Annotated in this window: 22 protein-coding genes; 11 read left to right on the top strand and 11 right to left on the bottom strand. The window is 70.3% G+C overall.

What is annotated here, in order from left to right:
- Positions 1-312: a hypothetical protein gene (locus M8542_RS48165; protein WP_257927158.1), complete on the bottom strand. Its 312-nt coding sequence runs from the start codon at positions 310-312 to the stop codon at positions 1-3.
- Between the two features lie 172 nt (positions 313-484).
- Between M8542_RS48165 and M8542_RS48160 the strand changes: the two genes are divergently transcribed.
- Positions 485-1156 carry a TetR/AcrR family transcriptional regulator gene (locus M8542_RS48160; RefSeq protein WP_257927157.1) on the top strand — a complete coding sequence of 224 codons (672 nt, stop codon included), beginning with the start codon at positions 485-487 and terminating at the stop codon, positions 1154-1156.
- Here the strand turns inward: M8542_RS48160 and M8542_RS48155 are convergent.
- Positions 1077-2132, bottom strand: coding sequence for an AraC family transcriptional regulator (locus M8542_RS48155; protein WP_257927156.1), 1056 nt, complete (start codon positions 2130-2132; stop codon positions 1077-1079). The genes M8542_RS48160 and M8542_RS48155 overlap by 80 nt on opposite strands.
- Positions 2133-2211: 79 nt before the next feature.
- Between M8542_RS48155 and M8542_RS48150 the strand changes: the two genes are divergently transcribed.
- Positions 2212-3306, top strand: a complete 1095-nt coding sequence (locus M8542_RS48150; protein ID WP_257927155.1) for a winged helix DNA-binding domain-containing protein — start codon at positions 2212-2214, stop codon at positions 3304-3306.
- On the opposite strand, the gene M8542_RS48145 is transcribed toward M8542_RS48150, so the two are convergent.
- Positions 3284-3976, bottom strand: coding sequence for a barstar family protein (locus M8542_RS48145; protein ID WP_257927154.1), 693 nt, complete (start codon positions 3974-3976; stop codon positions 3284-3286). The two genes, M8542_RS48150 and M8542_RS48145, sit on opposite strands and share 23 nt — an antisense overlap.
- 90 nt (positions 3977-4066) lie before the next feature.
- Between M8542_RS48145 and M8542_RS48140 the strand changes: the two genes are divergently transcribed.
- Together M8542_RS48140 and M8542_RS48135 are read left to right on the top strand one after the other, a co-directional pair.
- A complete protein-coding gene (locus M8542_RS48140) occupies positions 4067-5530 on the top strand; it encodes a flavin-containing monooxygenase (RefSeq protein ID WP_257927153.1) in 1464 nt (487 codons plus the stop codon).
- On the top strand, positions 5530-7188 hold the full coding sequence (locus M8542_RS48135; protein ID WP_257927152.1) for a GMC family oxidoreductase N-terminal domain-containing protein: 1659 nt from the start codon (positions 5530-5532) through the stop codon (positions 7186-7188). Before M8542_RS48140 ends, M8542_RS48135 begins: the two co-directional genes overlap by 1 nt.
- Before the next feature lie 4 nt (positions 7189-7192).
- On the opposite strand, the gene M8542_RS48130 is transcribed toward M8542_RS48135, so the two are convergent.
- On the bottom strand, positions 7193-7705 hold the full coding sequence (locus tag M8542_RS48130; RefSeq protein ID WP_257927151.1) for a CGNR zinc finger domain-containing protein: 513 nt from the start codon (positions 7703-7705) through the stop codon (positions 7193-7195).
- Between the two features lie 61 nt (positions 7706-7766).
- On the opposite strand from M8542_RS48130, the gene M8542_RS48125 reads away from it, so the two are divergent.
- Positions 7767-8903, top strand: a complete 1137-nt coding sequence (locus tag M8542_RS48125) for an epoxide hydrolase family protein (RefSeq protein WP_257927150.1) — start codon at positions 7767-7769, stop codon at positions 8901-8903.
- Between the two features lie 51 nt (positions 8904-8954).
- Here M8542_RS48125 and M8542_RS48120 read toward each other — a convergent pair whose 3' ends face one another.
- Positions 8955-10439: a chitinase gene (locus M8542_RS48120; protein ID WP_257927149.1), complete on the bottom strand. Its 1485-nt coding sequence runs from the start codon at positions 10437-10439 to the stop codon at positions 8955-8957.
- A gap of 145 nt (positions 10440-10584) precedes the next feature.
- On the opposite strand from M8542_RS48120, the gene M8542_RS48115 reads away from it, so the two are divergent.
- The 4 genes from M8542_RS48115 to M8542_RS48100 all read left to right on the top strand — a co-directional run bounded on the left by M8542_RS48115 (position 10585) and on the right by M8542_RS48100 (position 18175).
- Positions 10585-12966: a Tex family protein gene (locus tag M8542_RS48115; RefSeq protein ID WP_257927148.1), complete on the top strand. Its 2382-nt coding sequence runs from the start codon at positions 10585-10587 to the stop codon at positions 12964-12966.
- 234 nt (positions 12967-13200) lie between these two features.
- Positions 13201-15273, top strand: coding sequence for an NB-ARC domain-containing protein (locus M8542_RS48110; protein ID WP_257927147.1), 2073 nt, complete (start codon positions 13201-13203; stop codon positions 15271-15273).
- 14 nt (positions 15274-15287) lie between these two features.
- Positions 15288-16967, top strand: coding sequence for a hypothetical protein (locus M8542_RS48105; protein ID WP_257927146.1), 1680 nt, complete (start codon positions 15288-15290; stop codon positions 16965-16967).
- The gene (locus tag M8542_RS48100; protein ID WP_257927145.1) at positions 16964-18175 is read left to right on the top strand and encodes a hypothetical protein; all 1212 of its coding nucleotides are present in this window, start codon (positions 16964-16966) and stop codon (positions 18173-18175) included. The genes M8542_RS48105 and M8542_RS48100 overlap by 4 nt, the downstream gene beginning before the upstream one ends.
- 4 nt (positions 18176-18179) lie before the next feature.
- Here the strand turns inward: M8542_RS48100 and M8542_RS48095 are convergent, their stop codons facing one another.
- Entirely contained in the window at positions 18180-19634 is a 1455-nt protein-coding gene (locus M8542_RS48095) for a benzaldehyde dehydrogenase (protein WP_257927144.1), read from the bottom strand.
- A gap of 116 nt (positions 19635-19750) precedes the next feature.
- Between M8542_RS48095 and M8542_RS48090 the strand changes: the two genes are divergently transcribed.
- Positions 19751-20695: an AraC-like ligand-binding domain-containing protein gene (locus tag M8542_RS48090; RefSeq protein ID WP_257927143.1), complete on the top strand. Its 945-nt coding sequence runs from the start codon at positions 19751-19753 to the stop codon at positions 20693-20695.
- Here the strand turns inward: M8542_RS48090 and M8542_RS48085 are convergent.
- Genes M8542_RS48085 through M8542_RS48065 form a run of 5 tightly spaced genes read right to left on the bottom strand, consistent with a single transcriptional unit; the run spans position 20631 to position 24377 of the window.
- The gene (locus M8542_RS48085; RefSeq protein WP_257927142.1) at positions 20631-21038 is read right to left on the bottom strand and encodes a hypothetical protein; all 408 of its coding nucleotides are present in this window, start codon (positions 21036-21038) and stop codon (positions 20631-20633) included. The genes M8542_RS48090 and M8542_RS48085 overlap by 65 nt on opposite strands.
- Positions 21039-21042: 4 nt before the next feature.
- Positions 21043-21405: a VOC family protein gene (locus tag M8542_RS48080; protein ID WP_257927141.1), complete on the bottom strand. Its 363-nt coding sequence runs from the start codon at positions 21403-21405 to the stop codon at positions 21043-21045.
- A 52-nt stretch (positions 21406-21457) separates the two neighbouring features.
- On the bottom strand, positions 21458-22228 hold the full coding sequence (locus M8542_RS48075; protein WP_257927140.1) for a 2-keto-4-pentenoate hydratase: 771 nt from the start codon (positions 22226-22228) through the stop codon (positions 21458-21460).
- Entirely contained in the window at positions 22225-22671 is a 447-nt protein-coding gene (locus M8542_RS48070; RefSeq protein WP_257927139.1) for a nitroreductase family deazaflavin-dependent oxidoreductase, read from the bottom strand. The genes M8542_RS48075 and M8542_RS48070 overlap by 4 nt, the downstream gene beginning before the upstream one ends.
- On the bottom strand, positions 22671-24377 hold the full coding sequence (locus M8542_RS48065) for an acyl-CoA dehydrogenase family protein (protein ID WP_257927138.1): 1707 nt from the start codon (positions 24375-24377) through the stop codon (positions 22671-22673). Before M8542_RS48065 ends, M8542_RS48070 begins: the two co-directional genes overlap by 1 nt.
- A 277-nt stretch (positions 24378-24654) precedes the next feature.
- Between M8542_RS48065 and M8542_RS48060 the strand changes: the two genes are divergently transcribed.
- Positions 24655-26124: DEAD/DEAH box helicase (locus tag M8542_RS48060; RefSeq protein ID WP_257927137.1), on the top strand; the 1470-nt coding region annotated here is incomplete at its 3' end.

The following is a 26124-nucleotide window of genomic DNA, read 5'->3' as shown; positions in this document are numbered from 1 at the left end:
TCACTCCCCCGCGGCCTGGGGCGGCCGGCCCGCCTGCCACAGCAACGCATCCCGCAGTTGCCCGATCAACCGCTCGTCGTCCGCTTCGGACGGGTCCACGCCCAGGGGGATCCAGCGCTCGGACACTTTCGCGCCCTCGTTGTAGCTCGTGATCACGATACCGGAGTACGACAGGGATTCCTCGTCCGCGCAGTCGCCGTCGGGCAGGGGCTCGTCGGCCTCGAACTCCTCGTCGAAGCTGACGTGGCGATGCTGCAGGCGGACGCTCACCCAGCGTCCGGCCGGCCGAATCGGCGCGCCTTCTTCGTCCATCTGCTCCTGCCCCCGGTCGCGGGTCCCTGCCGTCTCGTCGCATCCGGACGCCGGGAAGTTACCGGCGGGTTGTTCCGGTTGCGTAACGACAAAGGTTGGCGCGAAACACCGCTTGCCCGCCACCGGAAGCCACTCTCTTGACGAGAGGTCAACTACGCGCGAGGCTGAGCGGATGACCAGTGGGACCCGGCCCCGGCGCCGCCGGCTCGAACCGGCCGAACGGCGGGCGGAGATCCTCGCCGCCGCGCGGCACCTCTTCGGCGCCGGCAGCTACGCGTCGGTGTCCACTTCGGACATCGCCGAGGCGGCCGGGGTGGCGCGCCCGCTCATCAACCACTACTTCGGCGGCAAGCGCGAGCTCTACCTGGAAGTGGTGCGGCAGCTGATGATCGTGCCCGCGCCGGTCACCGAAGCCCTGCCGGACACCACGATGGAGCAGCGGCTCGCGATCGGCGTCGAACGCTGGATCGACGTCGTGGACCGCAACCGCGACGCCTGGCTCACGGTGATCGGGCCGGAAGCCGCCGGGCGCGACCCCGAGATCGAGCGGATCATGCTGGAGGCCGACGAGATCGCCGCCGACCGCGTGCTGGAGGCCGCGCTGATGACCGGCGTGACCGAGGGCCGCGAAGAGCTGCGCGCGATGATCCGGTCGTTCGGCGGGCTGCTGCGCGCGGCGTCGCGCGAGTGGCTGATCCGCGGCACGCTCGACCGCGCGGCGCTGCGCACCTTCCTCACCGATTCGATCCTCAACCTGCTGAAGCTCACCTACCCGGCGGTGCTTGCCGAGCGGCGCGGAACCGGCGGGCGAACGCCGCCGGCGTCATCCCGGTCCAGCGCTTGAACGCGTAGATGAAGCTCGAGGCCTCGGCGTACCCGAGCCGGTAGGCGACGTCCTCGACCGACAGCACCCCCGTGTCGAGCAGCTCCTCGGCCAGCGTCTGACGCACTTCGTCGACCAGCGCGCGGTAGCTGGTGCCCGCTTCGGTCAGCCGCCGGCGCAGCGTGCGCGTGCTGAGCGTCAGCTGGCGGGCGATCTCGTCCATCCCGGCGTCGACGCCGCCGAGCCGGACCAGCCGCTCGCGGACCTGCTGCGAGATGCCCGTGCGCTCCCGCTTGCGCGCGACGAGCTGTTCGCACTGCATGGCACACAGGGCGACGGTCTGCTCGTTGGCCTGCGGCAGCGGCAGGGTGAGCAGGGCCGGGTCGAGCGTCGCGCGGCAGGCGTCGGCGCCGAAGCGCGGGACCAGGCCGAACGTCCGCTCGTAGCCGTCCACTGTGGAGGTCTCGTGCCGGAACCCCAGGTCGTCCAGCTGGATCTCCGGCAGCAGGTCGCGCATGACGGTGAAGATCGCGGACAGGTCGCGCAGCACGAGGAACCGCGCGACGTCGGCGGGCACGCGGCTGTCGTCGAGCTCCAGCGTCAGGCGGCCGCCGTCGACCTCGACGTGCGGGATGCAGAAGGCGAAGCTGAGGTCGAAGTAGCGCAGGGCGAACAGCATCGCGTCGCGCAGCGTCGGGCTGCTGATGCACGCGAAGCCGAAGATGCCGAAGGTGGTGACGCGGTAGCGGCGGCCGAGCGCCAGCGCCGTCGCGTCCGAGCCGTCGAGCTCGGCCAGCGCGCGGACGACGGCCAGCTCCTGGCGCGCGTCGACCTGGACCGCGGGGTCGGCGAGCAGCTCCGGCGAGAGCGTCGTCGCGGCCAGCAGCTTCTCGGCGGCCAGGCCGCGGTCGGCGGCGAACCGGGTCATCAGCTCGATGCTCGCGGTGCCGCGCGGGAAGTCCCAGTCCCCGACGGCGGGCGCGGCGAGCTCGACCATGGCCGGAAGTATGGATGACGGCCGTTGCGACGTCGAATCGAGGACCGGAACTGTCCGGGGTGATCGTTAGGGTGACGACGTGGAGACCTTGAGCCGGCGGGCCCTGAACCGCGCGACGCTGGAGCGCCAGCTGCTGCTGCGGCGCGTGAAGATGTCGGCGTACGACGCTGTGGAGCAGCTCGCCGGCCTGCAGGCGCAGGCGCCGTTCCCGCCGTACTACGCACTGTGGTCGCGGCTGCACGGGTTCCAGCCGGCCGAGCTGGCGGCGCTGCTGGAAGAGCGGCGCGTGGTCCGGATCGCGCTGATGCGCGGCACCGTCCACCTGGTCACCGCGGCGGACGCGCTGGCGTGGCGGCCGGTGGTGCAGGTGCTCTACGACCGCGACCTGAAGACGAACACGCAGCACGCGGGCGCGCTGGCGGGGCTGGACCACGACCTCGTCGCCTCGTCGGCGCGCGAGCTGCTGGCCGCTTCGCCGTTGTCGAGCACCGAGCTGGGTGCCTCGCTGGCGCGCCGCTGGGCTGTCCCGGCGGCCTCCTTGACGCACCTCGCGCGCGGCCGGCTGCCGCTGGTGCAGACCCCGCCGCGGGCGATCTGGGGCAAGGCCGGCCAGACGACGTACGCGTGCCTGGACTCCTGGGTCGGCTCGCCGCTTTCCACGCCTTCGCCGTCGTCGCTGATCGCGCGCTACCTGCGCGCGTTCGGCCCGGCGACGGTGGCCGACGTCCAGGCGTGGGCGGGCATCACGCGGCTGGGCGAGGTGGCGTCGTCGATGGACCTGCGGCGGTACCGGGACCCGGACGGCCGGGAGCTGATCGACCTGCCGGAGCTGACCCTGCCGGCCGAGGACGTTCCGGCGCCGCCGCGGCTGCTGGGGCCGTTCGACCAGATGATCCTCTCGTACGCGGACCGGACGCGGGTGATTTCCGACGAGTACCGGAAGCGGGTGATCACGCAGAACGGCCTGGTCAAGGGAACACTGCTGGTCGGCGGACTGGTACGCGGGTTCTGGGAGCTGCGGAAGGAGCGCAAGGCGGCGGTGGTCGAGCTGTCGCCGTTCGAGAAGCTGGCGAAGCGCGATGTGGCGGCCTTGGAGAGCGAGGCCGGTCGGTTGCTGAGCTGGGCGGAGCCCGCGGCGGAGACTCGGGAGGTCAGGGTGCTGGCCGCAGCGTGATGCCGAGTTCTTCGAGCACTTCGCGGGCTTCGGTCGCCACCGGTCCGACGAGGGTGAACGGCCGTGTCGCGCCGAAGCCGCCGCGAAGGCAGTCCTCGACCGCGCCGAGGTTCCAGCCGAAGTAACCGCCCGGGCCGTTGACCGCTTCGCCGAGTGCGCAGTAGTAGCTCATCAGATCGGTGAGGTGCGTTCCGTCGAGCCGGTAGGTCTCCCCCGGCGGCAGGTCCGGTCCGTCGAAGCGGTGCGCCAGCGCGGCGCGGAGCCACTCGGTGCGGTCGTGGCCCGCCCAAAGGTTCTTCACCGGCGGGCCGCCGTCGAACCACTGGTCCCAGACCGCCTGTCCGGCCGGTCGCGGCGGGTCGTGCAGCGACGAGCGCAGCGCGAGGTCGACGTGCCCGCCGCCGGACGGCGACCACTCGGCGACGTCGAACGTCACCAGGCCCAGACACGTCTCGAGCCCGAAGCGGTCGATCACCTCGAACGAGCACACGAACGGCGGGACCCGGCGCCCGGCGTTCAGCCGGTCGAGCAGGTCGTCCGGCAGGTCGCAGCCCAGCAGCCAGACCGGGTCGCCCGGCCGGCCGGAGAACACCCGGTCGGCGTCCGCGCACGGGATCCGGCGCTCGCCGTCGTCCTCCACCAGGACGTATCGAGGTCGTACGACTCGCACAGCTGCGTGACTCTACGCTGGCCGGAATTCTCGATCGAGTGACCGTTCGTGGCCTGTTGTCACAGGCGTCCGCTGCGTAGCTTTTCCTCCATGAGTAGTTCGGCGAAGGGGCCGTCGGTGCTGATCGTGGGCACCGGGTTCGGCGGCATCGGGACGGCGATCGAACTGAAGCGCGCCGGGTTCACCGACTTCACGATCCTGGAGAGCGCCGCCGAGCCCGGCGGGGTCTGGCGCGACAACACCTACCCCGGCGCCGCGTGCGACATCCCGTCGCCGCTCTACTCCTACTCCTTCGAGCCGAACCCGCGGTGGCCGAAGCGCTTCTCGCACCAGCCGGACATCCTCGCCTACCTGCGCGGCGTCATCGCCAAGTACGGCCTCGAACCGCACATCCACTACGACACCGAGGTCACCGGGGCCGCGTTCGACGAGACCACCGGCACCTGGAACGTCGAGACGAAAAGCGGCGAAACCTACGAGGCCACCGTCTTCGTCCCGGCCGTCGGGCAGCTGTCGCGGCCCGTGCTGCCGGACATCCCGGGCCGGGACACCTTCGCCGGGGACGCCTTCCACTCGGCGCGCTGGGACCACGACGTCGACCTGACCGGCAAGCGCGTCGCCGTCATCGGGACCGGGGCCAGCGCCGTCCAGTTCGTGCCCGAGGTGCGCAAGCGCGCGCAGCACGTCACCGTCTTCCAGCGCACGCCGCCCTACGTCATGGCGAAGTCCGACCCGACCTACCGGCGCTGGCAGCACTGGCTGTTCGAGCACCTGCCGCCGACGCAGCTGCTCGGCCGGCTGCGGATCTTCCTGCTCGCCGAGTACGCGACGTACGCGATGACGAAGCACCCCCTGCTGGCGAAGATGTTCGAGCTGCGGACCGCCCAGCTGCGTCACCGCCACATCAAGGACCCGGAGCTGCGGGCGAAGCTGAAGCCCGCCTATCCCCTGGGCTGCAAGCGGATCCTGTTCACCAACGACTACCTGCCCGCGCTGGCGCGGCCCGACGTCGACGTCGAAACGCGGCGGATCACCGAAATCACCGAAAAGGGCGTGCGGGTCGAGGGCGGCGCCGAGGTCGAGGCGGACGTCCTGGTGTACGGCACCGGGTTCGCCGCGAAGGACTTCCTCGGCCGGATCGATGTGCGCGGGCTCGGCGGCCGATCGCTCGGCGATGAGTGGTCCGGCGGCGCGCGAGCCTACCTGGGCATCGCCGTGCCGGGCTTCCCCAACATGTTCTGCGTCTACGGGCCGAACACGAACCTCGGCGCCGGCTCCATCATCTACATGATCGAGCGCCAGGCCCGCTACATCCGCCAGGCGGTCGAACAGCTCGCGCGCCCCGGCGTGTCCTATGTGGACGTCAAGCCGGAGGTCGAGGAGCGCTACGACGACGAGGTGCAGCAGCGCCTCGGCCACAGCGTGTGGACCGCCTGCACCAGCTGGTACCGCCAGGCCGACGGCCGGGTCACGACCAACTGGCCGGGCCTGGTCACCGAGTACGACCGCCGGACCCGGCGCTTCGACGCGGGCGACTTCCGGGTGGTGGCGTGATGGACTACGACGTCCTCGTGATCGGGTCGGGCTTCGGCGGCAGCGTCACGGCGTTGCGGCTGACCGAAAAGGGCTACCGCGTCGGCGTGCTGGAGACCGGCCGCCGGTTCGCCGACGACGAGTTCGCGAAGACGTCGTGGCGGCTGCGGAAGTACCTGTGGGCGCCCGCGCTGGGGTGCTTCGGCATCCAGCGGCTGACGTTGCTGAAGAACACGTTCGTGATGAGCGGCTCCGGCGTCGGCGGGGGTTCGCTGGTGTACGCGAACACGCTGTACGAGCCGCCGGACAAGTTCTACGAAGACCCGCAGTGGGCGCACATCACGGACTGGAAGGACGAGCTGGCGCCGTACTACGACCAGGCCAAGCGGATGCTGGGCGTGGTCGAGAACCCGGCGACGACGGCCGCGGACCGGGTGCTTCGCGAGGTGGCCGACGACCTGGGCATCGGGCACACCTACCGGCGCACCCCGGTCGGCGTCTACTTCGGACAGTCCGGAGTGGACCCCTTCTTCGGTGGCGCGGGACCGAAGCGCACGTCGTGCACGCTGTGCGGTGAGTGCATGACCGGCTGCCGGGTCGGGGCGAAGAACACGACCGTCAAGAACTACCTGTACCTCGCCGAGCGCGCCGGCGCGGTGGTGCACCCCTTGACGACCGCGGTGTCGGTGCGGCCGATCGAAGGCGGGTACGCGGTCGAAACGCGACGCACCGGCCGCCGCTCCCGCCGGACGTTCACGGCGACGCAGGTGGTGTTCTCGGCGGCCGCGCTCGGGACGCAGCGGCTGCTGCACCGCCTGCGCGACAACGGAACTCTCCCGCACTTGTCGCCGCGGCTGGGGTTGCTGGCGCGCACGAACTCCGAGGCCGTCCTGGCGGCGCGGTCACTGCGGTCGGACACCGACTACACGCGCGGCGTCGCGATCACGTCGTCGATCCACCCGGACGACGTCACGCACGTGGAGCCGGTGCGGTACGGCCGCGGCAGCAACGTGATGGGCCTGATGGCGACGGTGCTCGTGGACGGTTCGCCGGGGCGGCGCCGGTGGGTGCTGGGACTGCGCGAACTCTGGAAGCAGCGGCGGAACCTGCTGCGGATCCACAACCCGCGGCACTGGTCGGAGCGCATGATCGGCCTGCTGGTCATGCAGACCCTCGACAACTCCGTGACGACGTACACGAAACGCGGCCTGTTCGGCCGCCGGATGACCACGCGCCAGGGCGCCGGGCAGCCGTCACCATCCTGGATTCCGGCGGGCCACGAGGTGACCCGCCGGGTGGCCGAGAAGATCGGCGGGCTGCCGCAGGGCGCGTGGACGGACCTGGCGAACATCCCGATCACGGGCCACTTCATCGGCGGCTGCACGATCGGCGACTCACCCGGCACCGGCGTCGTCGATCCCTACCAGCGGCTTTACGGCTACCCGGGGCTGCACGTGGTGGACGGTTCGGCGATCTCGGCGAACCTGGGCGTGAACCCGTCGTTGACGATCACCGCGCAGGCCGAGCGCGCGATGGCGTTCTGGCCGAACCACGGTGAAGCGGACCCGCGGCCTTCGCTGGGCTCGGCTTACCAGCGCGTGGCGGCAGTGGCGCCGAAGAACCCGGCGGTGCCGTCGGAGGCGCCGGGCGCGCTTCGGCTGCCGATCACGCCCCGCTAGCTGGTCAGTCCGCGCGGCGGCGGTAGGTGCGCGTCTTGGTGCGGTTGCCGCACGCTTCCATGTGGCACCAACGACCGCCGCCGTTGCGGGACGTGTCGTAGAACGCCCAGCGGCAGTCCTCCGCCGCGCACAGTTTCACCCGGTGCCAGCCGCCGGCGGCCACGCTCGACGCCACCGTCTCGACCACCGCGTCGAGGCCGGGCACGTCGCTGACCGCGGTGACCCGCAGCGTTCCGGACGCGTCCGGGGTCAGCCGCAGCGGAAAGCCCGCCAGGGCCTCCGCGGCTTTCGCGTCATCCGACAGCGCCGCCCGCAGCGCGGTGCGCAGGGCGACGGCGGCGGTCAGGTCGGCCGGCGACAGCGGCCGCCCCGCCAGGCTGTGCTCCTCGAGCCAACCGGCCAGATCCTCGACCGAAGTCAGGTGGTCGGCCGGCACGTGCTGCTGCCCGTGCCGGCGGAAAGTCCGCTCGTCGAGCGTGTTGAGGAACTGCTCGACCAAGGTCAGGTCACCACCCATGACACCAGTGTAGCCCGATACCGGTGTTGACGAACGCCGACACCGGCTATAGCTTTCACTGGTGTCGAACACCATCGAGCAGTTCACCCCGCAAACCACCCCGGCGGCGATCGAGGACCTGCGTGCCCGGTTGCGCGCAACCCGCTGGCCCGACGAGCCCGAAGACGCCGGCTGGGCGCAGGGCACCGACGTCGCCTACCTCCGCGAACTGGTCGCCTACTGGGCCGACGGGTTCGACTGGCCCGCGCAGGAAGCCGCCCTTGCCCGGCTCCCCCGCTTCCGCACCTCGGTGGGCGGTGTCGGAATCCACTTCGTGCACGCGAAGGCCGCGACCGGGACCGCGCTGCCGCTGGTGCTCGCGCACGGCTGGCCGGACTCGTTCTGGCGCTACTCGAAGGTCATCCCGCTGCTGACCGACCCGGGCGCGCACGGCGCCGATCCCGCCGACGCGTTCGACGTGGTCGTGCCGGACATGCCGGGCTTCGGGTATTCGGACCGCACGCCGGTCGACTCGGTGACCGTCGCCGGGATGTGGGCCGAGCTGATGGGCACGCTCGGCTACGACCGGTTCGGCGCGGCGGGCGGGGACATCGGCAGCCACGTCGGCCGCTTCCTCGCGCTCGACCACCCCGGGCGGGTGGTGGCGCTGCACCGGACGGACGCGGTCGCGCCGGTCTTCACCGGCGATCCGGCGGACCTCACGCCGGAAGAGCGCGACTGGCTGGCCGCGTGGCCGGCCTGGCGCGCGACCGAAGGCGCCTACCTGGGGATCCACGTCACGAAGCCGCAGACCGCCGCGTTCGGGCTGACCGACTCGCCGGCCGGGCTGGCCGCGTGGATCGTCGAGAAGATGCGGACGTGGAGCGACTGCGGGGGTGACATCGAGCGGAGCTTCACGAAGGACGAGATCCTCACCAACGTGACGCTCTACTGGCTCACCGGGACGATCGGCTCGTCGATGCGGATGTACCGCGCGAACGCCGCGATCCCACCCGCGCGCAGCACCGAGCGCGTCGAGACACCGTCCGGCTTCTCGCTGTTCCCCGGCGACATCCTGCCGCCGCCGCGGGCGTGGCTGGAGCGGACGTCGAACGTCGTGCGGGTCACCGAGCACGAGCGCGGCGGCCACTTCGCGCCGTTCGAGGAGCCCGAGCTGTACGCGGCGGAGCTGCGTGAGTTCTTCCGCCCCTACCGCTGAACGCGAAACGGCCCTCCCGGACCGCGCGTCCGGGAGGGCCGTTTCACCACGTCACGGCAGGCCGGCGAGGCCGGCCGAGACCGTGTTGGCGAACGCGTAGCCGTTCGACGCGTCCCAGTTGATCGACCACGTCATCGCGCCGCGGATGGCCGGGTACGTCGCCGACGGCTTGAAGCTGCCGCACGACGTCCCCTTCGCCAGGCAGTTCAGCGCCGACACCGTGTTCGACGGCGCCTGGTAGCCGCCGCCCGCCGCCTGGGACGACGCCGGGAGGCCGAGGCCGACCTGGTCCGCCCGCAGGCCGCCCTGCAGCTGGATGCAGGCGAGCGCCGTCAGGAAGTCGACCGTGCCCTGCGCGTACACGCTGCCGTTGCAGCCGAGCATCGTGCCGGAGTTGTAGTACTGCATGTTGACGACCGTCAGGATGTCCTTGATACCCAGCGCCAGCTGGAAGTAGCCACCCTGGGTGGACTGCATGTCGATCGTCTGCGGCGCCATCGTGATGACCTTGCCGCCGCCGTTGTAGATGCTGCGCAGCGCCTGGCCCATGTAGGTGGCGTTGATGCCGTTCTCGAGGTCGATGTCGACGCCGTCGAAGCCGTAGTTCGAGATCAGCGACTTGATCGAGTTCGCGAAGTTGTTCGCCGAGTTCGAGTCGCTCACGCTGATCGTGCCGTTCTGGCCGCCGACGGAGATGATGACCCGCTGGCCGCGCGCTTGGACCGTCTTGATGTCGGCCTTGAACTGCGCGTCCGTGTAGCCGCCGAGCTGCGAAGACAGGCCGGAGTCGAGCGTGAAGCTCACCGCGCCCGGCGTGCCCGTGGCGTCCGCGAACGACACCGCGATGATGTTGTACTTCGTCGGGACGTCGGCCAGCTTCAGCGCCTTGGCGCCGTTGTAGAAGTTCTGCCAGTAGCCGGTCAGGACGTGCTTCGGCAGGTCACCCTGGGTCGGCGGCGGCGTGGTCGTCGTCGGCGGGGTGGTGGTGGTCGGCGGCGTGGTGGGCGTCGTCGGGGTGGTGGGCGTGGTCGGTGTCGTCGGCGGCGGGGTGCCCGGCCCGTCGAGGTTGACGTCGTCGGCGTAGTAGGTCGGCTGGCCGTACCAGCCGTGCAGGTACACCGTCAGCGACGTGCTCGAGCCGGTCGTGAAGCTCAGGGACAGCTGCGAGTAGCCGCTGGTGCCCGGCGTCCACGTGCTGGTCGTCGCCGAGCCGGAAACGCCCAGGTAGACGTAGCTGCCCTGGACCCAGGCCGACAGCTTGTACGCGGTGTTCGGCGAGACGGTGAGCGTCTGCGAGCACTGGGCGTTGTCCGAAGACGTCGGCGTCGCGCTCAGGGCGCGGCTCCCGCTGTGGACCGGGGTGCTCACGGCGGTCGGCACCGCGGTGCACGTCCAGCCCGTGGTGCCGGCCTCGAAGCCGGGGTTGGCCAGGATGTTCGCCGCCGAAGCGCTGCCGGCGAGCACGAACGTCACACCGAGACTCAGTGTGACCACGGAAAGTAAGGAAAGCAGAGCCAAGCGAACCTTGGGGACCACGGGCGACCTCCACGACGGTGGTGAGGCAGGTCACCACAAAATGGACTAGACCAATCTGATTGTCAAGGAGCCCCATCCGAAAGTCGGGGTGGCCGAAACGGCAGAATGAGACGATCGGAACCAGGCGAAGCAGGAGCGTGTTGCAGTGAGCGTGTCGGTCGAGCAGAAGATCGCCGAAGAACTGGGCGTGCGCGAAGGACAGGTCAAGGCCGCCGTCGACCTGCTCGACGGCGGGTCGACCGTGCCGTTCATCGCGCGCTACCGCAAGGAAGTCACCGGCATGCTCGACGACGCGCAGCTGCGCACGCTCGAGGAGCGGCTGCGCTACCTGCGGGAGCTCGACGAGCGCCGGCTGGCCGTGCTCGAGTCCATCCGGAGCCAGGGCAAGCTCGACGACGCCCTCGAGGCGTCGATCCTCGCCGCGGACACGAAGTCGCGGCTGGAGGACATCTACCTCCCCTACAAGCCGAAGCGCCGCACGAAGGCCATGATCGCGCGCGAAGCGGGTCTCGAGCCGCTGGCCGACGGCCTGCTGACCGACCCGACGACGGACCCGCAGGCGGCGGCCGCGGTGTTCGTCGACGCGGACAAGGGCGTCGCGGACGCCCAGGCGGCCCTCGACGGCGCCCGCGCGATCCTCGTCGAGCGCTTCGCCGAGGACGCCGACCTCATCGGTGACCTGCGGGAGAAGATGTGGGGCCAGGGTCACCTGGTCGCCAAGGTCCGCTCGGGCAAGGAGGACGAGGGCGCCAAGTTCTCGGACTACTTCGACTTCTCCGAGCCCTACACCAAGCTCCCCTCGCACCGGATCCTCGCGATGCTGCGCGGCGAGAAGGAGGAGGTCCTCGACCTCACGATGGCGCCCGAGGAGCCCACCGACGAGCCGCAGGTCGGGCCGACGGAGTACGAGGCGCGCATCGCCGCGAAGTTCGGCATCACCCAGCAGGGCCGCGCCGGCGACAAGTGGCTCGGCGACACCGTGCGCTGGGCGTGGCGCACCAAGATCCTCCTGCACCTGGGCATCGACCTGCGGATGCGGCTGCGCCAGGCGGCCGAGGACGACGCCGTGCGCGTGTTCGCGGCGAACCTGCGCGACCTGCTGCTGGCCGCGCCGGCCGGCACCCGCGCCACGATGGGCCTCGACCCGGGCTTCCGGACCGGCGTCAAGGTGGCCGTGGTGGACGCGACCGGCAAGGTCGTCGACACCCACGTCATCTACCCGCACCAGCCGGCGAACAAGTGGGACCAGTCGATCGCCGAGCTGGCCGCGCTGGCGGCGCGCCACAAGGTCGACCTGATCTCGATCGGCAACGGAACGGCGTCGCGCGAGACGGACAAGCTCGCGCAGGAGCTGATCAAGAAGCACCCCGCGTTGAACCTGACGAAGGCGGTCGTGTCCGAGGCGGGCGCGTCGGTGTACTCGGCGTCGGCGTTCGCGTCGCAGGAGCTTCCCGGCATGGACGTCTCACTGCGCGGCGCGGTCTCGATCGCGCGACGGCTGCAGGACCCCCTGGCCGAGCTGGTGAAGATCGACCCGAAGTCGATCGGCGTCGGGCAGTACCAGCACGACCTGTCCGAGGTTTCGCTGTCCCGCTCGCTGGACGCGGTGGTCGAGGACTGCGTGAACGCGGTCGGCGTCGACGTGAACACGGCTTCGGCGCCGCTGCTGACCCGCGTTTCGGGCATCACGACGGGGCTGGCGGAGAACATCGTTTCCCACCGCGACACGAACGGCCCGTTCCGGTCCCGGACGGCGCTGAAGGAGGTCGCGCGCCTCGGCCCCAAGGCATTCGAGCAGTGCGCGGGCTTCCTCCGCATCCCGGACGGCGACGACCCGCTCGACTCGTCTTCGGTGCACCCGGAGGCGTACCCGGTGGTCCGGCGGATCCTGTCGGCCACGGGCACGGACCTGCGCGCGCTGATCGGCAACACGCGAACGCTGTCGTCGCTGCGGCCGGCCGAGTTCGTGGACGAGACGTTCGGCCTCCCGACGGTGACGGACATCCTGGCCGAGCTGGACAAGCCGGGCCGCGACCCCCGCCCGGCGTTCAAGACGGCGACGTTCGCCGAGGGTGTCGACAAGATCGGTGACCTGAAGCCGGGGATGCGGCTCGAGGGTGTCGTGACGAACGTGGCCGCGTTCGGTGCGTTCATCGACGTCGGGGTGCACCAGGACGGGTTGGCGCATGTTTCGGCGCTGTCGAAGAACTTCGTGAAGGATCCTCGGGAGGTTGTGAAGCCCGGGGACATCGTGAAGGTCAAGGTTTTGGACGTCGATGTGCCGCGGAAGCGGATTTCGCTGACACTGCGGTTGGATGACGAGCCTGGGGCTTCTTCGCGTGGCGGCGGCGGGGGCCAGCGGGACCGGGGCCAGGGCGGCGGCGGTCAAGGTGGCGGCGGTCAGCGCCGCGGCGGTTCCGGCGGCGGTGGCCAGCGCGGCGGCGGCGGTAACCGCGGCGGCAACTCGGGCTCCGGCGGCAGCGGCTCGATGGCCGACGCGCTGCGGCGGGCCGGCTTCGGCAAGTAGGACTCACCCGAGGGCATGACTGCCACATCGAGGGACTCGAAATCCCTCGATGTGGCGTTTCGCCGCCTCAGCACCAAGGCCTGACGGACAGCCCGGCGTCGGCGCGAATCCTGAAGAACGGCAAGTTGACACGCCCTCCCCGGTTTGGTCTGCTTTCTTCGGGAAGGGACGGTGATCCGTGACAGAGGACGGCTGCCCGGCCGCGCTCGCCCCGAGCGCGGGAGGGATCACCATTTGACTACCGAAGACGAAAAAACGTCGCGCAATATCGCGAAACGGCTGGCCGCGAACCAGCTCCTCCAGGTGGGCTCATCCGGGCCCATCTACGTCCACTCGGCGGCGAACCACCCGGACCCGCCTCACATGCTCCCCGGCGGAATCGGCAGGCTGATCGGTCGATCCCACCTGCTTCAGGCGATGGACGACGCCATGGCGCCCGACAGTTCCCGGTGCTGCATGCTGTGGGGGCTGGCCGGGTCCGGCAAGACGACCCTGGCCCTGGCCTGGGCGAACACGCGGCTCGACGAATACCCCGACGGCCGGTTCTTCGTTGACATGCGGGCTTATTCGAACGCGCCGCACGTCGAGCCCCGGGACGCCTTGCGTGCCTTCCTCGCGGCGGCGGGAAGCGGTGGTTCCGATCTTTCGGACGAGGCCGGCTGGGCAAACGCGTTTCGCGGCGCGACGGCCGGGAAGAGGACCATCGTGATCGTCGACAACGTGTCGTCCTACGATGACATCAAAGAACTGATCCCCGGCATGGGAGCCAGCCTGATCATCACGAGCCGTCGAGCCATCCCCGAAATGATCGTCCACCACCAAGCCCACGTCCTGAAACTACCACTCCTCAGCGTCGAAGAAGGTGTCGAGCTTCTCGCGGAACGGGTGGGGTTCGTTCGCGTCGGAAAGGATTCGGGAACCGCGGCCAGGATCGTCGAACTGCTGGAAGGGCATCCGCTGGCGCTGGCTATCGTCGCGGCCAAGCTCGCGCTGCACACCACCTGGGACCTCGGAGACGTCCTCCAGGGCATCCGAGCGGGCGACACCCCGCTGCGGTTCATCGACGACGCCGAGCTCGGAATAGAAATCGGGAAGGTCGTCTCGTGGTCGGTCGAGGACCTCGACGCCGAGACGAAGTACGTGCTTTACGTCTCCTCGATGCTGCCGACCACTGAGTTGTCCAGCCTCGTGCTCCGGCTCGTCCTCGGTCACGACGAGTACACCTGCGACCGGTTCCTCCGCGCTCTCAGCCTCGTTTCTTTGATCGACGAGGTCCGCCCTGGACACTACCGGATGCATGACATCATCCGGGCGTACCTGACCGAGACGCGCGGGCAGGTGCTCGACGACGGCCGGCTGACCGATATCGCCCATCAGATCCGCACCACCTATCTCGCGCTCTGTTTCGCCGCCGACCGGACGATCGACCCCAACCGACACCCGATCGGCCTGGGTGAAGTACCGGAGGCCATCGCGAACGAAGTCAGGTTCACGGTTCCGGAAGCGCTCGCCTGGTTCAGTGCGATCACGCCATCGATGGTTCGCCTGATGGATGAAGCTTTCGACGCCGGCGACCACGCCTTCGCGACCCGGTTCGCGTGGTGCGTCAACACCTATCTCTACTGGCGACAGGACGTCTCGAAGACGCTCGCAGTCCAAGAACGCGCGCTCCGGGCTGCGGTCGAAGGCGATCCGCCGATGGAGGCCCAGAGCCGCCGTGGCTTGGGCCGGGCGCTTGCCGACGTCGGTCAGCTCAGCCGGGCGAAGGAAGAGCTTCTCGCGGCACTGAAACGGGAAACGTCGCAGGGTGATACCAGTCAGGCGGCGTCTACCCAGCACGCCATGGCCGAACTGTGCCTTCGCTCCGGCGAAGCCCGCGAAGCCCTCCGGTGGGGATTCCTCGCCGCGAAGGAATCCCGGCGGCGCGGAAACACTGTTCGCGAAGCACGTGGGCTGTACGACGCGGCTCGTGCCCTCGTCGAGCTGGGTCACTTCGTCTGGGCGGAAACCCTGGGTGTGCGGAGCCTGGCGATCTGCGAAGAGGAAGCCAACGCTTACGGTCGCGCGCTCGCCTTGCGCGTCCTCGGCACGATCGGCGTGCGATCCGGGAACCTCGAGACCGGCTGCACCTGGCTCGAGCGCGCGTGGCGAGCCGAAGAAGCGCTGGGCAACTCGCGCTCGGTTCGCGTGATCCTGCAACAGCTCGAAGATGCCTACCGGCTGGCGGGAGACGAGAGCTCCGTCGCTGAGGTCCACCGCGCGCTGGTCGAACTCGACCACTTCATCGACATGGACGCTTCGAGATGAGATGGTGACGGCGGATGTCCCTGCGTCATACCCCACTCGTGCCGTCAGACCAGCTGGCCGCGTCGCGGTCGTACCGCCAGCTAGCTCGCCGCGGTGCGGATGAGGACTTTCGCCGGGAACTGTCCGGCCTCGTCCCGGGCCGGTCCTTGATTGCATTGAGCCGGACCATCGCCGCAGAGGGCGCCGTCAGTTTGACCGGCCTCACGCCGCCGGCAGACTTCGATCGGTTCCGGCGGGTGTACGACGGCGAGATGCGGGCCATGGGGAGCCGGGGCCCACTGCACAGCTACCTGAACATCACCTCGTCGACACCGCTGATGAGAAGTCCGGGCCTCTGGGAAACCATCGCACATCCTCTTTACGTCGTGCTAGTCGCGTACGCGCTGGGTGGCCCGGTCAAGATCATCGATCTGCGATCGAAGGACACTCAGCCCCTGGATGTCGTCGCTCGCGACAACACGCTGCACCTGGACAACAGTCCGTTCATCGACGAGTACAAGGTGGTCGCCACCTGGACCCTCGGTACGGCAGAAGGCCCTTCCGGCCAGGGGCTGACTTATCTGCCGGGCACGAACAAGCTGTTCAGGAACTGCTTCGTGGAATCGGACGGATCCGTCTGGAGCGATGAAGATGCCTGCATCTTCCCGACCGGGGCGCGAGTCGACGAAGTACTCGAAGTTCAAGCCGCGATCCTTGGCGAGGCCGAACCCGCCGTGGTGCATCTGGCGGGTCTCGACATGCCGTGCAGCACGATCTTCGCGGCAAGCCGGGTGGTCCATCATCGCTATCGGACGGCGGCGGGGTCGCCCAGAAGTTCATTGATGGCGACCTTCCACCGAGTCGACGATGGCGCCGAGCTCCTGAACTCGACGGAGTCTCCTTTCTCGCCCCTCCACCGATTTCTCCTCACAGGCGGCTCGCGAGAAGCATTCATGGCGGCCGTGGCCGCCGAAAAGGATCACCTCACTGCCGCAATGGACCGGCTGATAGAACAGCCGGAGCTCGTCGTGGACGCCCGTCGGCACCTGCTGACAGGCCCGGCGCGCGACGACTGGTACGCACGGCAGCACCGGGGTGTGACGCTCAACGGGCTGCGGTCGTCGAGGATGGCCCAGTACCCGGACCGGGTCGGCGCCACGCACGATTGGCTAGTTCAACGCCTGCTGCACGACCTGCAAGGTCCGCTCAATATGCCGTTCTTTTCCGATCTGCGGGAGACCCGGAGAAGGCGGGCGCGGATCTGGATCCGGGAGATGTCCTCCGACAACGTCTCGAAGGTCGTCAGGACGGCAGACGTGTACTCATCGCGCGCCGCCGGCGCATCCGACCGACCGGCGACTGGCACCGTCGTCGCGGATCTTCACACCAGCATCCTCGAACTCGGCTACATGCTGTCCAAGGCACCATTGTCCGGAGCAACGCCATCCGGCATCGGCGATGAGTTCCCTGGCTCGGCGGACGAGGTGGTCATCGGGTCGTTGTCCCCCTTCGTCGGAGACCTCGAGATCACCGTGAGCTGGCTTGACGGCACAGACCCGGACAGCGTGCTCACCGCGACCGCGTTCGCCCTGCTCGCTGCCGCGTTGGGGGCGGGCTGGTTCGCCCTCGGCGATGCCGGCTGGCGGCTCGCCGCGCGGCTCCGCCGACAGTATCTAGCTCTTGTCGCGGACAGCCCTGCGGTCGAGCACGCATGACCTTGGACCACGGTGAGCTCAACGAGTACCTGCTGTGGGTGAACGAAGAAGCCCAGACTGCGAAGATCTCCTCCGAGCTCAAGTTCCGCAGTCCTCCTCGGGAACGTCTTCGCGCGAACGACCGGTTCGTCCGTGCCCTCGTGACCGAAGAAGTGGCGTGGTCCACCTCCGCCGGTGCGCACCACGAATTCGGGGAGCTCACCGAGTCGCAACTCCGGGCCGTGTACTGGGAAGCAGCCGAACGGGCCCGGACAACCGCCGTGTCTTTCGGTGCGGCCGGCCATCGAACATTGGACGAGTACTTCGCAGTCGACCCCTCCCGAAGCGAAGAAGCGGCGCTCGCGCGAGCGCGAGGCGCCATTACCCCGCATTCGCCGGCGGACTACCTGCTGCGCACCATCGACGAGTTTTCGGTTTCCACGGGCACCGGTCCCGCTCGAGCCTGCCGCCAGGCCATGAGCCTGTTGGCGCAGGGCTGGGAGGGGCTCATCAGCGAACGAAGCCGGGGACGAGCCAGCTCTGTCCTGCGGGCAGCCGATCTGCTGCGGGCCTTCCACGAAACGGCCGGATCGCCGACGCCCCGGAGGCGCCAGGTGGAGCAGTTGCCGTCCCGCGGCCGCACCGACAGCTCGCCGGTGCTCCTCACCACGGCCGAAGCCCGGGAGTTTTCCACGCTGTACATGCTCGGCAAGTACCCCTTCACGACGAAGGAATACGAGGTGGCAGGAGATCTGGTGGCGCTCCCACGCCTGCGGTCAGCGATGCTGGCCGCCCACCTGCACTTCACTGCTTCCTCGGCGAAACCGCTCGCCGAGCTGCTGAGCGCGTGGGGAACACCGCGGGTCCTGCTGCCGTTCACTGAGGCGTTCGTCGGCAGGACCGGGCCAGGCGCACCGTTGTCCCCGAACCCGAAGCTCATCACCGTTCTTTGCAACAACGTAGTCCCGGCCATGGCCGGGGAGCTGATCCGCAGAGGCCTTCCTGCGGCAGCCCTCGACTCCCGCGCTGTGCACGCGGGAGTCGTCTCAGCCAAGAGGCGTCACATCTTCAGCCTGGCCGTCGCGATGTTCGACCGGTTCGGCGGCCCACTCTCGAGCACAGTGCGGATTTCGGGGTTCAGCATGCGTGCCTGCCCTGCGCTCGTACCGTTTTCCTCCTTCATCGAGACGTGGCTTCCCTACCACTTCGACCGTTACGAACGTCAATAGCAGGTCAGAACGGGAAGCCGTGGGCCTGCTCCCGCAGGGTCACCCACTGCCACTGCGTGAACTCGTCCCAGCTGTGCGCCGAACCGAACCGCGTCCCGTTCCCCGACGCCCCGGTCCCGCCGAACGGCGCGAACGCGTCGTTGTTCAACGTCTGGTCGTTCACGTGCACGATCCCCGTCCGCAGCCGCGCGGCGAAGGCCCGGCCACGCTCCACCGAACCCGTCTGGATCGCCGCCACCAGGCCGTACTCCGAGTCGTTCGCGGCCGCCACCGCCTCGTCCTCCGTTGACACCACCACGACCGGTGCCACCGGGCCGAAGATCTCCTCGCGGAACGCCGGCATCGACGTCGTGACGTCGGCGAGGACCGTCGGCTCGTAGAACAGGTCCGCATACTTGCCGCCCGCCCGGACCGAAGCTCCCGCCGACACCGTCGACGTCACGATTCGGTCCACATTGGACAGCTGCTTCGCGTTGATCAACGGGCCCAGGGCGACCTCGCCGCGGAACGGGTCGCCCACGGGCAGCTGGGCAGCTCGCGCCGCCAGGCGGTCGATGTACTCGTCCGCCACCGTGTCCAGCACGATGTGGCGCCCCGCCGTCATGCACACCTGGCCCTGGTGCAGGAACGCGCCCCACGCGCCCGCCGAGCTCGCCACCTCCAGGTCCGCGTCGTCCAGGATCACCAATGCGTTGTTGCCGCCCAGCTCCAAGCTCACGCGCTTCAACGTCCGGCCCGCCGCCTCGCCGACCAGGCGGCCCACCGCCGTCGAGCCCGTGAACGAAATCGCCGCCACGCCCGGGTGCTCCGTCAGGGCCGCCCCAGCAGGAGCGTCGCCGGCGAGCACGTGCAGCAAACCCGCGGGCAGCGAAGCCGCTTCGAAGAGACGCGCGATCAACGTCCCGCCCGCCACCGCCGTGTTGACGTCCGGCTTCAGCACCACCGCGTTGCCCAGCGCCAACGCCGGCGCCACCGCCCGCATCGACAGGATCTGCGGGAAGTTCCACGGGCTGATCACCCCGACCACCCCGAGCGGGACGCGCCGCGCGATGCTCTCGCGACCCGCTTCGCTCGTCGGCAGCAGATGACCCCACGGCTGCGTCGGCAGCGCCGCCGCCTCCCACAGCTCCGCCAGCACCAGGTCGACCTCGAACGCCGCCTTCGGTGGGATCGCGCCGCCCTCGCGGACCAGCCAGTGCTCGAACTCCGCGCGGTTGTCCTCCAGCAGCCGCGCCACGCGGCGGATCAGCGCCGCGCGCTCCGGGCCGGGCGTCTCGGCCCAGGCCGGCTGCGCCGCCGCGGCCTGCTGCACGGCGTTGTCGATGTCCTGCGCGTCCGCCTGGCCGACCTCCGCCAGCACCTCGCCCGTGGCCGGCTCGGTCACCGGCAGCGTCCCGCCGTGCGCGGCCACCCAGCCGCCCGAAAAGATCTTGCCGCGCCAGTCGACGTCGTCCAGCATGCTTCCTCCCGCATCGTCGGAACGTTGCGTCCAGCCTGGTCGGAGCACCGTCGACCGCGTTGATTCCGCGGGTCACGGTGTTAGCCTGATCGAGTCAGCGACGACCGGAGGCGCCCGTGTACCACCACGGCGAAGCCTGGCGAGCCCGGTTGGGCGGCGCCTTCAGGGACCTGTTCCCCGAGCACCTCGACGCCTCCGAACCCGCCGGCGAAGTCATCGCGACCCCGCTCGGCGACGTCCACGTCTTCACCGTCTCGGGCACGCCGCAGGTCGTCCGCCGGTCCGCCGCCACCGTCCGGCGCGCGCCGTCCGACCTGCTCAAGGTGTGCGTCCAGGTCCGCGGCCGGGCGACCGTCGTGCAGGACGACCGCGAGATCGTCGTCGAACCCGGGCAGCTCGCGCTCTACGACACCGGCCGCCCGTACGCGCTGCGGCTCGAGGACGAATGGACGTCCGCGGTGATGGCCTTCCCGCGCGAGGTCCTGCGCCTCCCGGTCGGCCGCGCCATGGAACACGCCTTCCCGGCCGCGACCGGGCCCGGTGCGGTGTTCGCCGACTTCGTGACGGCGTCGGTCGCGCAGGGCGCCCACCTCCACGACCCGTCGGCGGCCCGCCTCGGCGACGCCGGGATCAGCCTCCTCGCCGGGACGCTCAGCGACCGGATCGGCGTCGACGACGTCCCGGACGTCCTGCGCGAACGCGTGCTCACCTACGTCGAGCGGCACCTGGCGGACCCGCGGCTCTCGCGCGCGAGCATCGCGGCCGCGCACGGCATGTCGCCGCGCACGCTCAGCCGGCTCTTCGAAGGCGAACCGGTGACGGTCGCCGAGCACATCCGGCGGCTGCGCCTCGACGCCGTCCGCCGCGACCTGCGAGACCCGCTGCTCGCCAACCGGAGCGTCGCGGCGATCGCCGCGCGGTGGTGTTTCGTCGACGCCGCGCACTTCAGCCGCGCCTTCCGGGCCGAATTCGGCGAGAGCCCGTCGGCGTTCCGGGTCAGCGGAGCGCGACCAGGCCGGCCTCGAACAGCGCCACCGGAACCACCGCCGCCGCCGAGCTGATCAGCCAGTTCCCGCCGCGCCAGCCCACCGGGGACAGGTCCAGCACCAGCCGCCGCACGAGCGCCGCCTCCACGACGGCGGTCAGCAGGAACCCGAAGCCGACGCTGAAGATCGCCATCGCGCCGACGAAGAAGAGGCCCGACGTCGAGGCCGCGCCCAGCGGCGCCGCGACCTCCCACCGGACCAGGCCGGCCGCCGCGGCGAGCAGGGCCAGGACCAGCACGAACGCGACCAGGAACCCGATCCGCGCGGTCGGCCGGCCCTGGGTCGACCACCAGAACCCGGCGTCGAGCGCGGCCACCGCCAGCGCGAGCGCCAGAAACCCGGCACGGAACGTCAGCACCCGGTCACTCTAGCGAGACCTGGCTCATGATCGCGGTGGCGTGGCCGTCGGGGTCGGTGAAGAACGCCATCCACTCCTCGACGCCGGACTCGTGCCGGAAGATCAGGTGCGGCGCGCCGAGGAACTCCACGCCACGCGACCGCAGGTCGTCGTAGGCGGTGTCGATGTCCGGGACGCGGAAGTACAGCACCGATTCGGCGCCCTTCGGCTCGCCGGCGGTCAGGAACAGCCGGACGCCGTCGCAGTCGAAGAACGCCAGGTCGCCGAAGGTGTAGAGGTGCTCCAGGCCGAGCACGTCACCGTAGAACTCCTTCGCACGGCCTAGGTCGGCGACGGTCCGCGACACCTGCCCGATCGGTCCCAGCATGGGTTCCTCCTCGGGAGCGCCTTGGCGGACCGCGTCCACGATAGCCCCCGAATCACCCTCCCCCCGCGAACCGCACTTCCACGCTGCCGAGCGCGCCGAAGTCGGCGACGACGTGGCCGCCCGCGTGGATCGGGCACGGCGAGGTCGCCGTGCCCGTGGTGACGACGTCGCCCGGTTTCAGGGCCAGGCCGTGGCGGGACAGCTCCATCGCCAGCCAGTGCAGCGCCAGCCTCGGGTCGCCGAGCACCAGGCTGCCGCTGCCGCGGGCGAACTCCTCGCCGTCGGCGTGCAGGACCACGGCCTGGCGCGGCAGGTCGAGGTCGCGCCAGCCCGGCACCGCCCGGCCTTCGACGAACCGGCCCGCACACGCGACGTCGGCCAGCAGCTGCGGGCCGCCCGCGTGCTGGTGGTCGGTGTAGCGGCTGTCCGGCAGCTCCACCGCGAGGAACATCGTGTCGACCGCGTCGAGCACCGCGCGCAGCGACGGCGACGGCCCGGGATCGGCCTTCAGCCGGAAGGCGAACTCGGGTTCGGCGACGCCCATGGTCATGGTGTCGGCCGGCACCGGCTCGCCCTCGACGTGGCGGAACCGCTCGAACATCACGCCGGGCAGCGGGCCGGGGACGTCGAGGTACTGGCGGGCGTAGGCGGTGGTCGCGGCGATCTTCCAGCCGGACACCGGCCCGGCCAGCTCGGCGAGCGCGGTCTGCGCCGCCATGCCTTCGACCGCGTCGCGCGGGCGGGCGTCCTCCGGGAGCCCGTCCAGCCGCTTGCCCGTCAGCCACGCGTCCCAGATCAGCTCCGCTGCCCGCTCTCGCTTCACGCCCGTGATCTTGCCAACCGGAAGACCGGGTGTCGATCGGCTTCCGCCGCGAAGACGTCGGCGGGGTCGCCGAGCTTCGCGTCGAAGAACGGCGCCGTCACGGGGATCTTGCGGACGTACACGCGCAGGATGCGACCGGCCGTGGCGGCGTCGGCCTCCTCGACCTCCCACGTCTCGCGCCGGCGGCCGCGCCACAGCCGGGCGGTGGCGTCGGCACGCAGATTGTGCACCCAGCCGACCCGGCCGTACGGCGAGACGAGCCATCGGTCGCCGTCGACTTCGAGGACGTTGACCGGAGTGGTCCGGTCCACGCCGCTCTTGCGCCCGCGTGTGGTCAGCAGGAACCCGGTGCCGCCCGTGATCGGGAGCCCACGGGCCAGCAACGCCCGCACGAGGACGTTCGCGGCCTTCCGCGTCACGCCGAGCCGGTACTCCCTGGCCATCACGGCTGCATGGCGTAGACGCCGGAAAGCGCCCGCACGCGCGCCCAGACGTTCTCGAAGCGCTCGGCGTCCACCACCGGCTTGCGCAGCGCGGCCAGCGCGATCGCCTGCTGGGCCTCGGTCGAGCTCGCCTTGCCGTTCAGGTCCACCGCCGCGGCGCTGAAGTCCTGCACCAGCACGGCGAAGATCTGGTCGACGACCTCGGCGTCCAGGCCGGTGATCCCGGCCTGCTCCAGGACGAGCTGCCCGTAGACGATCAGCGTGAACAGCTCGGTCAGCGCGAGGCCGAAGTCGAGGTCCTTCTGCTGCGCCTCGTCCGGCGCGGCCTCGGTGAGCAGCTCGACCAGGTGGCCGGCCTGCTCGGTGAACAGCGCGACGTTCGGGATGTGCGCGGCTTGCGCGTAGGCGGTCTTCCAGTCGTGGAACCGGACCTTCGACAGGCCGCGCGCGGGGCCCTGGCGGAAGAGGAACTCGTCGTCCGCGGCGTCGGTGCGGGTGCCGACCGGCGCGTACTCCTGCGGCGCGAACAGGTACGCGGGCATGAACTTCGCGATCAGCGCGAGGTTCACCGCCACCGTGCCTTCGAGCTTCGGCAGGCCGTCGATGTCGTTCTTCGACATCGCCAGGTACGTGTCGGCTTCGAAGCCCTTCGCGGCGACGACGTCCGCGACCAGGCCGATCACCTTCTGCGCCTCGGTGGTCACCTTCATCTTGGTGATCGGGTTGAACAGCAGGTAGCGGCGGTCGTCCGGGTTCGCGCTGCGGAAGTAGTCGACGGCGCGGTCGGAGAACAGCTTCATCGCGGTCAGCCGCGCGTAGGCCTCGACGAACTCGCGGCGCACGTGCGGGAAGTCCGTCACCGGGTTTCCGTAGAGGACCCGGTTGTGCGCGTGCGTGATGGCTTCGTACAACGAGTGCGTCGCCATGCCGATGCCGCCGAAGCAGAGGTTGAACTTGCCGATGTTGACCGTGTTCAGCGCGGCGCTGAAGGCTTCGGCGCCGACGTGCAGGATGTCCTCGGCGGCCACCGGGTAGTCCTCGAGCCGGAACTCGGCGACGTACATCTGCGACGGCACGACGTTCTTGACCACGTGGTAGTTCGGGTGCTCGGAGTCGGCGTAGAAGAAGACGTACTGGTCCGGGCCCTCGACGCCGTCGACGCGGCCGAAGACCGACACCGTGCGCGCGCAGTTGCCGTTGCCGATGTAGTACTTCGAGCCGGTGGCGCGGTAGCCGTCGCCGTCCTTGGTGAGCACCAGGTCGGAGGAGTAGATGTCGGCACCGTGGTCCTTTTCGGACAGTCCGAACGCGCCGACGCCACCGGCGTCGAGGGCGTCGGCGGCGCGCTTGCGGGCGACGTCGTTGCCGCTCTGCCACACCGGGCCGAGGCCGAGGATCGTGACCTGCCACGGGTACCAGTAGTTGAGGCCGTAGAACCCGAGGATCTCCGACAGCGCGGCGACGCGGGCGGTGTCCCAGCGCTTGTCCGGGTTGCCGTCGGCGTTGGCGGCCGGCGTCAGGAAGGTCGAGAACAGGCCTTCCTTGCCCGCGAACTCGAGGAAGTCCGCGTAGAAGGTGCGGTTGTGGTAGTCCTCGGTCAGCTTCGCCTTGCCGCGCTGCTCGAACCAGTCGATGGTGGCGCGCAGCAGGCGCCGGGTCTCGGCGTCGAAGTGTGCCGGGTCGTACTCGCGCGGGTTCAGCAGCATGGGTGAGCCTCCTCGATTACCGACCGGTAACTTAGCAAGGCCGCGCGAGTGCGGGCAATCTCACTGGGGCCACGTCACTCTCATTGGTACACTGATTATGCGGGCCGCTCAGTTCTGCCTCGGCCCGCTGCTGTTGTCGACTACCACGCGCCGCGGCCGAACGACCGGTCTGCGCCGGGCAGGACAGCGTTAGCCCCGCTCTCGGCGGTAATGAGTGCCTCGAGCGGCCCTTCTCAGGTAACGGAGATCAGGGCGCCGAGCGCGCCCGCATGCACTTATGAGCACTTTCGCTGAACTCGGCCTGCCCACCACCCTCGTGGACGCGCTGGCCGCCCAGGGCGTCACCGAGCCCTTCCCGATCCAGGCGGCGACCCTGCCGCACACCCTCGCCGGGCGCGACGTGCTCGGCCGCGGCCGGACCGGCTCCGGCAAGACCTACGGCTTCGTCCTGCCCGTGCTGGCGCGCCTCGCGGCGGGCCCGACGCGGCGCAAGCCGGGCCGTCCCCGCGCGCTGATCCTGGCGCCGACCCGCGAGCTCGCGACGCAGATCGAGGCGTCGATCCTGCCGCTGGCGAAGCCGCTGGGCCTGCGCGCGACGACCATCTTCGGCGGCGTCAGCGCGAACCCGCAGATCACCCGGCTGCGTGACGGCGTCGACATCGTCGTCGCCTGCCCCGGCCGGCTCGCCGACCACATGCGCTCCGGGCACGTGAAGCTCGACGCCGTCGAGATCACCGTGCTCGACGAGGCCGACCACATGGCCGACCTGGGCTTCCTGCCCGAGGTGCGGCGGATCATGGACGCGACGCCGTCTCGCGGGCAGCGGCTGCTGTTCTCCGCGACGCTGGACAACGGCGTCGACGTGCTGGTCAAGCGCTTCATGGACGACCCGGTCACGCACAGCGTCGACTCGGCGCAGTCGCCGGTGTCGACGATGGAGCACCACGTCCTGCACCTGGAGGAGACCCACCGGCTGCCGGTGCTGGTCGACCTGACCGCGGCGCCGGGCCGCACCCTGGTGTTCACCCGGACGAAGAGCCGCGCGAAGGCGCTGACGCGGAAGCTGCTGGCCGCGGGCGTCCCGGCGGTGGAGCTGCACGGCAACCTGGGCCAGAACGCGCGCACGCGCAACCTGGAGGCGTTCTCTTCGGGGGCGGCTCGCACTCTGGTGGCGACCGACATCGCGGCGCGGGGCATCCACGTCGACGACGTCCGGCTGGTCATCCACGCGGACCCGCCGGTGGAGCACAAGGCGTACCTGCACCGCTCGGGCCGCACGGCGCGCGCCGGGGCGTCGGGCACCGTGGTGACGCTGATGACGGACGCGCAGGTCCGCGACGTGCGTGACCTGACGCGCAAGGCGGGCATCAAGCCGACGACGACCCAGCTCGGCCCGGGTCACCCGCTGCTGGCGGAGCTGGCCCCGGGCGAGCGTTCGTTCACGGCGTCCCCGAAGCGGCCCCCGGTGGACAACCGCCCGAAGAAGGTCACGGCCTCGGGCGCGGCGCCGGGTTCCGGCCGCGGCCGCCGCGGCGGCCCGGCAACACCGAAGGAGAACCGCGGCGGCCAGCGCTCCCGGGCGAACGGCCAGGCGCTGCGCGAGGAGCAGGTTTCCGGCGGAGGCCGCCGGTCGGGAGGCTCGGGTGGCTCGGGCGCTTCGGGAGGCTCGCGCCGCTCGGGCGCGCCCGCGACCGGCGGCTCGGCCCGCTCCGGCGCGGCTTCGGGCGGCTCGCGCCGCTCGGGCGGG

Origin of the sequence: Amycolatopsis iheyensis (genome assembly GCF_024703995.1) — a bacterium.
GTDB classification, from domain to species: domain Bacteria; phylum Actinomycetota; class Actinomycetes; order Mycobacteriales; family Pseudonocardiaceae; genus Amycolatopsis; species Amycolatopsis iheyensis.
Note: the sequence above shows the minus strand (reverse complement) of the source record. Positions and strands in the feature narration are given on the sequence as shown.